At 69.7% G+C, this 1,656-nt stretch carries 1 protein-coding gene; it reads left to right on the forward strand.

The genetic code is table 11. The annotated features are described in order from the left end of the window. Nucleotides 1–151 precede the first annotated feature (151 nt). Nucleotides 152–1,495, forward strand: coding sequence for an IS1380 family transposase (locus HHX31_RS33350; RefSeq protein ID WP_211590680.1), 1,344 nt, complete (start codon nt 152–154; stop codon nt 1,493–1,495). The last annotated feature ends 161 nt before the right edge of the window (nt 1,496–1,656 follow it).

The raw sequence follows: 1,656 nt of genomic DNA on the forward strand, positions 1-1,656 counted from the left end.
CCTCGGGCTTTCGCGGCGCATTTGAGCGGGCTTGATCGTTTACATGAGAAAGTGCCTTTGAGCTGGGAGGATTGGGCTTGTCTAGAGTCCTGTCCGCACCAGTTCAGAAGGCACTTTCCGAGTGAAGACTACCGCGTCCCAGCGCAAGATCATGGTGTCCGCAGACGGTCCGGGGCTCGTCTCCCAGGCCGGTGGGCTGCTGTTGCTGGAGACGTTGCGGGTCACCGGCATGGACAGGGAGCTATCAGCGCAGCTGGAGCGGTGGCGGCCGTCCCGCGCGATCCATGACCCGGGCAAGGTCATCACCGATCTGGCCCTCACGCTGGCGCTGGGCGGGGACTGCCTGGCCGACGTTGCGATGCTCCGCGCCCAGCCCGAGGTGTTCGGCCTCATCGCCTCCGATCCCACGGTGTCCCGGCTGATCGACCGCCTGGCCGCCGACCCCGTCCGCGCGCTGAGGGCGATCCGCGCCGCCCGCGCTGCAGCCCGCCAGCGGGCCTGGACCTTGGCCGGCACCCACGCCCCCGGCGCCGACAATGAACTGATCCCCATCGATATCGACGCGACCATCGTCATCGCCCATTCCGACAAGCAACAGGCCACACCGACCTGGAAGAAGACCTTCGGATTCCACCCGATGACGGTCTTCGCCGACCACGGATCGGGTGGGGGCGGGGAACCTTTGGCCCTGCTGCTGCGGCCCGGCAACGCCGGGTCCAACACCGCCGCCGACCACATCACCGCGACCCGCCTGGCCCTGGCCCAGCTCCCCAGGCACCGGCGCCGTCAGGTGCTGATCCGCGCCGACTCCGGCGGCGGCACCCGCGAGTTCCTGTCCTGGCTGTCCCGGCCCGGGCGGCGGCTGTCCTACTCGATCGGGTTCACTCTCACCGAGGAGGTCCAGGCCGCGATCCTTGCTCTGCCCGCCCACGCGTGGACGCCCGCCTACGACGCCAAGGGCAAGGTCCGGCCCGGCGCCTGGGTGGCCGAGCTCACCGGCATGGTGACGCTGGACGGCTGGCCGAAAGGGATGCGCCTGATCGTGCGCAAGGAGCGCCCGCACCCGGGCGCCCAGCTGCGTTTCACCGACATCGACGGGCACCGCTTCACCTGCTTCGTCACCAACACGAAATGGGGTCAGCTCGCCGACCTGGAACTCCGCCACCGCCGCCGCGCACGCTGCGAAGACCGCATCCGCGCCGCCAAGGACACCGGCCTGCGCAACCTGCCCCTGCACGACTTCACCCAGAACCAGATCTGGTGCGAGATCGTCGCCCTGGCCTGCGAACTGCTCGCCTGGATGCAGATGCTCGCCTTCGACGGACCGGCCCGCCGTTACGAACCGAAACGCCTACGGCTTCGCCTGTTCGCCGTCGCCGCCCGACTGGTCCGCGGCGGACGCCGCCTACGCCTGCGCATTGCCGCGTCCTGGCCCTGGGCCGGCCAGCTAATCACCGCCATCACCCGGCTCCAGGCGCTCCCGGCCCCGACCTGACCAGCACCAACCCGCTCCGACGACCAGGAAGGACACCCCGAGGGCCCGTGGAACCCCGCCCACCCGACGCGACAGCCGGGCCACCAAGCTGACCACGGCCGCGAAATCACACTCCAGCCGAACCGATCAGCCACCCACCGGATGAGCGCGAAAGATCGAGG

Source organism: Microbispora sp. H11081 (genome assembly GCF_012999535.1).
Classification (GTDB): Bacteria; Actinomycetota; Actinomycetes; order Streptosporangiales; family Streptosporangiaceae; genus Microbispora.

Coding starts and splice junctions, on each gene's coding strand:
- HHX31_RS33350 (WP_211590680.1), top strand. CDS start 152: ATGGTGTCCGCAGACGGTCCGGGGCTCGTCTCCCAGGCCGGTGGGCTG.